Here is a 6442-nt window from a genome sequence, read left to right on the forward strand (position 1 = left end):
AAGCGTATGGCTGTCTGTTAATGGATTGCCGCGTCGCTGCGCTCCTCGCAATGACGGCTAAAAGAAAGCGGTACGTTTAACGCGGTACGCCCTACGTTAAAAATACCGTTTGTATGGTTACGTAAGGCGTATAACGTAAAGCGTATGGCTGTCTGTTAATGGATTGCCGCGTCGCTGCGCTCCTCGCAATGACCCAGTTTTAAAGCTTGGTGCTAGGCGCTGGGCGCTCGGCGCTGCTTTTAGTCATTGCGAGCGAAGCGCGGCAATCTAGATCTTTTCTTCCAGCTTCCAGCTTCCCGCTTTACTCCCGTTCCCACTGGCTGATCGCTAAACGTAACTTGGTATCGTTATGAATTAAATCCAGTCGGCTGGGTAACCATAAACCGTCAATTTGGGTATAACCTAAATAGCTGAGCTGCCAGCCGTGGGCATTAATGGTTTGTGGGCGGCCGTGTTGGTCATAACTTACTTGATCGCCCTCACCAGGTAGGCCCTTTATCCAATACGATAATTGCTCAACCGGTAAATCCCAGCCAGTTAATCGCCATACTAATTCGCGGGCATTGTCGGCTTGATGACGCTGTCCATTGCTGTCAATTAACTGCACTTGCTGGCCGCGACGGCTTAAGTCAAATACCCGTTTTCCCACTACATTAGTAAGGTTCATACGGTAATCATCACTATTTTGTCGCCAAAATAAGCTTAAACTACCGCGCTCATCAGGCGTAATAATACCGAGCTTGGCAGACAGCTGCCAATTTTGTAATTGTTGAAGTGTGCTTTTTTGCGCCCGCCAGCTTCCTGCTGGGGCTTGCTCTGCTTTATAAGCACAGCCCGAGAGCCATAATAAAGCGAATATCATCAGTGTTATGCGCACGTGTCACCCCTCTTAAAATGTACCGCCAGTATAAGGGTAAGCTTGGTGCCTTTTAAAGCCTTACTCTTTCTCGTACAATGTAAGGCTATTTGAAAGATGCAACGAGCCGCGCAAAACCCTCATGAGCCTGCTGGTACTTGGAATAAATCATAAGACAGCTTCCGTCGCCCTACGCGAACGGGTGGCATTTGGACCTGACATCGCCCCTAGGGCTTTGCAGGAGCTAATGCATACCCAAAGCGTGGGCGAAGCGGTGATCTTGTCTACCTGCAACCGCACCGAGCTTTATTGTAATTTAAAGCCAGGTGTTGATAGCTATCAGGTAAGACAGTGGCTGCAAGGCTTTCATCAACTTGATGAAAGCGACCTTAATGTCTGTCTCTACCAATATCATGGTGAAGAGGCGGTGCGTCATTTAATGCGGGTTGCCTGCGGGCTAGACTCATTAGTGCTGGGCGAACCACAAATATTGGGGCAAATGAAGCTGGCCTATACTCAGTCACAAAAAGTAGGCAGCCTTAGCGGTGTACTAGACCGTTTATTTCAAAAAACCTTTTCTGTGGCCAAACGCGTACGCACCGAAACTGAAATTGGTGGTAGTGCCGTGTCGGTCGCCTTTGCGGCGGTGAGTTTAGCTAAGCGCATTTTTTCTGACTTAGGCCGTACTCAGGTATTACTGGTTGGGGCGGGTGAAACCATAGAATTAGTGGCTCGTCATTTAAAAGAGCAATCGGTTACACAGATGACGGTGGCCAACCGCACCCTTGAGCGCGCGCAAAATCTCGCTCAAGAATTTAATGCTCAGGTGATCACCCTTGAGCAAATTCCCGATTATTTGCCTAAAGCCGATATTGTGATCAGCTCCACCGCCAGCCCCTTGCCCATTATTGGCAAAGGTCTTGTGGAGCGAGCATTAAAAGTGCGCCGCCAGCAGCCTATTTTGTTGGTTGATATTGCTGTACCCCGTGATATAGAAGCCGAAGTGGACGAGCTTAATGATGCCTACCTTTATACCGTTGATGACTTACAAGGCATTATTGAGCAAAACATGGCTGGGCGCCAACAGGCAGCAAAACAAGCGGAAATCATCATAGAAGAAGAGCGCGATCATTTTATGGCCTGGTTTCGTTCGCTTGAATCGGTGAAGCTAATTTTAGACTATCGCAGCCAAGCACAATTGTTGCAGCAACAAGAATTAACGCTTGCGCTACAGGCATTGGCACAGGGCAAAGACAGCGCACAAGTGGTGCAGCGTCTAGCTCGTCGCCTTACCAATAAACTGATCCATACTCCTACTCAAGCGTTGAACCAAGCAGGGCAAAGCGGTGATCAAGATATGCTTACCGTATTAGCCAACCACCTTAAACTGGGTCAACACTGATTGAGCCACACCGGCGAGACACCATGAATAAATCCATATTAAAGAAACTGGAAGGGCTGCAGGAGCGTCACGAAGAAATAGAAGCGCTACTGAGTGAAGCGTCTGTGATCAACGATCAAGACCAATACCGAACCCTCACCAAAGAATACGCGCAATTAGAAGACGTTGTTGCCTGTTATGCACGCTACCGGCAAGCCGAAGCAGACTTAGCCGGCGCACAAGAAATGTTAGACGAAGATGATGCAGACATGCAGGCCATGGCTGAAGAAGAAATTGCTACCGCCCAAGCCGATATTGAAAGCTTGGGTACAGAGTTGCAAGTGCTGTTACTGCCCAAAGATCCGAACGACGACAATAACTGCTTCTTAGAAATAAGAGCCGGGGCGGGCGGTGATGAAGCCGCTATTTTTGCCGGTGACTTATTTCGCATGTACAGCCGTTATGCCGAGCAACAACGCTGGCAAATAGAAATTATTAGCGTGCACGAGGGTGAACACGGCGGTTATAAAGAATTAATTGCCCACATTACCGGCACCGGTGTATACGGCAAGCTCAAATTTGAATCGGGCGGTCACCGAGTGCAGCGCGTACCCGAAACCGAATCTCAGGGGCGAGTACATACCTCGGCCTGTTCGGTTGCGGTGATGCCTGAAATACCCGAAGCGGAAGCCATTGTCATTAACCCCGCCGACTTAAGAGTCGACACCTTTAGGGCCTCGGGCGCCGGTGGGCAGCACGTCAACAAAACAGACTCCGCTATTCGTATTACCCACTTGCCTACCGGTGTGGTGGTAGAGTGCCAAGATGGGCGCTCACAACATAAAAACCGGGCTCAAGCCATGACGGTATTAAACTCGCGATTAGCGCAAATTGAAGAAGATAAGCGCCACGCACAAGAGCAAGATACCCGCCGTAACTTATTAAGTACAGGCGACAGATCGGATCGTATTCGTACCTATAACTACCCACAAGGACGAGTGTCTGATCACCGTATTAACCTTACTTTATATCGTTTAAATGATGTATTAGAAGGCGAGTTAGAAATGCTATCAGAGCCGATTTTGCAAGAGCATCAAGCCGATTTACTCGCGTCTTTGGCAGAGCACTAATGACACTTGCACACTGGCGACACTGGATGCGTGAGCAGCTGGTTAATTCTGAATCTGCACGCTTAGACACAGATGTGTTGCTGTGCCATGTGCTAGCAAAGCCCATGAGCTTTTTAATTGCTTGGCCAGATTATGCGTTAAGTGACGCCGAACAAGTCACGCTGACTGCATTAACGGCTCGCCGCCAAAGGGGTGAGCCGGTGGCGCACTTAACAGGGGAGCGGGAATTTTGGTCGCTCCCTTTAGCGGTATCACCCGACACCTTAATTCCCCGTCCCGATACCGAGCTGCTAATAGAAGCGGCCCTTGCCCGTTTGCCACAAGCGCCTGCCACCGTAGCCGATTTAGGCACAGGTACCGGCGCCATTGCACTGGCGCTAAAAAGTGAGCGCCCACAAGACACCCTTATTGGCGTTGAATTTAATGCCAAGGCGGTCGATTTAGCGCGCTTTAACAGTGAGCGCTTAGGGCTTGCCATAGAGGTGCGTCACGGCAGTTGGTTTGCGCCGTTAGCGGGCATGCATTTTACCATGATAGTGTCGAATCCCCCTTATATTGACGCCACCGATCTGCACTTAGGTTTAGGAGACGTGCGCTTTGAGCCCGATTCAGCGCTAATTGCCAAGCAAAACGGCATGGCCGATTTACAACACATTATCGATCAAGCCCCTCATTATTTGCTTAGCAACGGCTATTTAGTGTTAGAGCACGGCTGGCAGCAGGGCGCTTTGGTCCGTGATTATTTTACCGCCAAAGGGTATCAAAACATTAATACCTTGCGTGATTATGGCGACCAAGAACGCATAACCCTGGCCCAGTGGTCTAAAGAGACAGCATGCTAAAAACTAACATTAGTGACACTTGGTTAAATAACGAGCCTGCCGGTGTAATGACGCTGGCGCTAGATGTAGTAGAAAGCTTATATGGTCTAACGGCGCGCGATAAAGCAGAAGTTGAGCTGTTTGCCATCGAACAAGAGTTGGCTCGTCATATTGGCGAACAAAAAGAGCTTACCGGCCGCGATCTGTTAGCTGCCTTGTTTGGCCCCTTAGGTTTTGCTGGCGACTGGGAGCGTTTTTTCTCGGTTGATAACTGCGTTATACATCAGGTGTTAAGCCGTCGTCGCGGTATTCCGGTGACGCTTGCCATTGTTATTTTATATTTGTGTGAACGCTTTAATATCCATGCCGAGGGCATTGGTTTTCCGGGGCACTTTTTAGTGCGCATTGGCCAAGATGAGCACAGCGAAATCATCGACCCTTTTACCGGCAAAGCGTTAACACGCGACAAAATGAAGCTCATGCTACGCGGTGCCAGAGGTAACCTTGCCACTCTTAAACCGGTACATTTAAGTGTTGCTGAGCCAGTCGAGATACTTACCCGTTTATTAAATGTGTCTAAAGGGGCTTTTATTCATCACCAGCAGCTAGAACAAGCCCTGATGTGTTGCGAGCTGCTATTAACACTTAAGCCCGACTGCCCCTTTGAGCGCCGAGATAGAGGCTTCTTATATCAACAGCTCGATTGTCATCAATTAGCCGCCGAAGACTTTGAATACTTTATTGAACAATGCCCAGACGATCCAGTATCTGATGTGCTTAAAGCGCAAATGCTGGCGCTAGACTTAATTCCCCAAACCTTTCATTAAGGAAATATGCTGATGAAAACTGTGCAGATTAATCAGATTCCCGTTGCTAACGACAAACCATTTGTATTGTTTGGGGGCATCAACGTACTGGAGTCTCGCGACCTTGCCCTGCAAGCCTGCGAGCACTACGTTAAGGTCACTGAAAAACTGGGTATTCCTTATGTTTTTAAAGCCAGCTGGGATAAAGCCAACCGCTCTTCCATTCACTCTTATCGCGGCCCAGGCCTTGACGAGGGCATGAAGCTGCTGCAAGAAGTAAAAGACACCTTTAAGGTGCCCATTATTACAGACTTGCACGAACCGCACCAAGCCAGCGTTGTGGCAGACGTGGCCGATGTTATTCAGCTGCCGGCCTTTTTAGCACGCCAAACCGACTTAGTGGCGGCCATGGCTAAAACCGATCGCGTGATCAACATTAAAAAACCGCAGTTTTTAAGCCCAGAGCAAATGAAAAACATCGTTGATAAATTTATCGAATGCGGTAACGACAAACTGATGCTGTGCGAGCGTGGGGCTAACTTTGGTTACGACAATTTAGTGGTGGATATGCTGGGCTTAGGCGTGATGAAAAAAATCACCCAAGGCGCACCTATTATTTTTGATGTAACCCACGCCCTGCAATGCCGTGATCCTTCAGGCGAAGCCTCAGGCGGGCGCCGCGAACAAATAGTAGACCTGGCAAGAGCCGGCCTTGCCACCGGTTTAGCGGGACTATTTTTAGAGGCCCACCCCAATCCGGCCACTGCAAAATGCGACGGCCCCAGCGCCTTACCACTGGCCAAACTAGAACCCTTTTTAGCGCAACTTAAAGCCTTAGACGAGTTAGTAAAAAGCTTCGCACCACTCGATACAGCTAACTAACAGACAGCCATACGCTTCCAGCTAGGCTTTAACCCTTTTTCGCCACGGAATACACGGATAAAGATTGTGAGGAGTGAGGGGTGAAGGGGACGAGATAAAACCTAAAAGATAGCTTGAAGCGGGAAGCTAGAAGCTGGAAGAAAAGATCTAGATTGCCGCGCTGCGCTCGCAATGACTAAAAGCAGCGCCAAGCGCCCAGCGCCTAGCACCAAGCTTTAAAACTGGGAGCGCAGCGACGCGGCAATCCATTCTACAGGCGAGGGTATAGTATAAGGTTTTTATTACGTCCCCTCACCCCCAACAGGTTTATCTCTGCCAGTCCGCTTTGCAGTCATTAAAATCAGATTTTAATTTTGCTACGCAAAATCGGCCAGCTGAAGCGGCCTCTACGAGCGCACTAGGTTGGCTTTAAGTGTCGTCCCCCTCACTCCTAACAGGTTTATCTCAGCCAGTCCACTTCACCGTTTTACTGGTAGAAGCCGCTTCAGCCGGCTGGTGGCGCGCAGCGGCACGTCTAATAATTGTAAGGCGGACGGGCTAACATAAATCAGTAAGGTGTAAGGAGG

General features: G+C 49.3%; 6 protein-coding genes. 5 read left to right on the forward strand and 1 reads right to left on the reverse strand.

Annotated features, from left to right (window positions below; all coding sequences use genetic code 11):
* Positions 1 to 301: 301 nt before the first annotated feature.
* A complete protein-coding gene (gene lolB, locus ACTHY5_RS09625; protein WP_441879093.1) occupies positions 302 to 877 on the reverse strand; it encodes a lipoprotein insertase outer membrane protein LolB in 576 nt (191 codons plus the stop codon).
* Positions 878 to 998: 121 nt separating this feature from the next.
* Between lolB and hemA the strand changes: the two genes are divergently transcribed.
* From hemA to kdsA, 5 genes are read left to right on the forward strand one after another with little or no spacing between them, the layout of a single operon-like run.
* Positions 999 to 2258 carry a glutamyl-tRNA reductase gene (gene hemA, locus ACTHY5_RS09630; protein WP_441879096.1) on the forward strand — a complete coding sequence of 420 codons (1260 nt, stop codon included), beginning with the start codon at positions 999 to 1001 and terminating at the stop codon, positions 2256 to 2258.
* Positions 2259 to 2281: 23 nt separating this feature from the next.
* Positions 2282 to 3367: a peptide chain release factor 1 gene (gene prfA / locus ACTHY5_RS09635; RefSeq protein ID WP_441879098.1), complete on the forward strand. Its 1086-nt coding sequence runs from the start codon at positions 2282 to 2284 to the stop codon at positions 3365 to 3367.
* Positions 3367 to 4209: a peptide chain release factor N(5)-glutamine methyltransferase gene (prmC, locus tag ACTHY5_RS09640; protein ID WP_441879100.1), complete on the forward strand. Its 843-nt coding sequence runs from the start codon at positions 3367 to 3369 to the stop codon at positions 4207 to 4209. The genes prfA and prmC overlap by 1 nt, the downstream gene beginning before the upstream one ends.
* A complete protein-coding gene (locus tag ACTHY5_RS09645) occupies positions 4203 to 5015 on the forward strand; it encodes a SirB1 family protein (RefSeq protein ID WP_441879102.1) in 813 nt (270 codons plus the stop codon). The genes prmC and ACTHY5_RS09645 overlap by 7 nt, the downstream gene beginning before the upstream one ends.
* Positions 5016 to 5027: 12 nt before the next feature.
* Complete coding sequence (gene kdsA / locus ACTHY5_RS09650; RefSeq protein WP_441879104.1) at positions 5028 to 5876, forward strand: 3-deoxy-8-phosphooctulonate synthase; 849 nt, start codon at positions 5028 to 5030, stop codon at positions 5874 to 5876.
* The last annotated feature ends 566 nt before the right edge of the window (positions 5877 to 6442 follow it).

Origin of the sequence: Oceanisphaera sp., assembly GCF_052084945.1 — a bacterium.
Taxonomy (GTDB): domain Bacteria; phylum Pseudomonadota; class Gammaproteobacteria; order Enterobacterales; family Aeromonadaceae; genus Oceanimonas.

What these genes read in the sequence shown, in the direction of transcription:
- hemA (WP_441879096.1), top strand. Translation starts at nt 999, where the DNA reads ATGAGCCTGCTGGTACTTGGAATAAATCATAAGACAGCTTCCGTCGCC.
- prfA (WP_441879098.1), top strand. Translation starts at nt 2,282, where the DNA reads ATGAATAAATCCATATTAAAGAAACTGGAAGGGCTGCAGGAGCGTCAC.
- prmC (WP_441879100.1), top strand. Translation starts at nt 3,367, where the DNA reads ATGACACTTGCACACTGGCGACACTGGATGCGTGAGCAGCTGGTTAAT.
- ACTHY5_RS09645 (WP_441879102.1), top strand. Translation starts at nt 4,203, where the DNA reads ATGCTAAAAACTAACATTAGTGACACTTGGTTAAATAACGAGCCTGCC.
- kdsA (WP_441879104.1), top strand. Translation starts at nt 5,028, where the DNA reads ATGAAAACTGTGCAGATTAATCAGATTCCCGTTGCTAACGACAAACCA.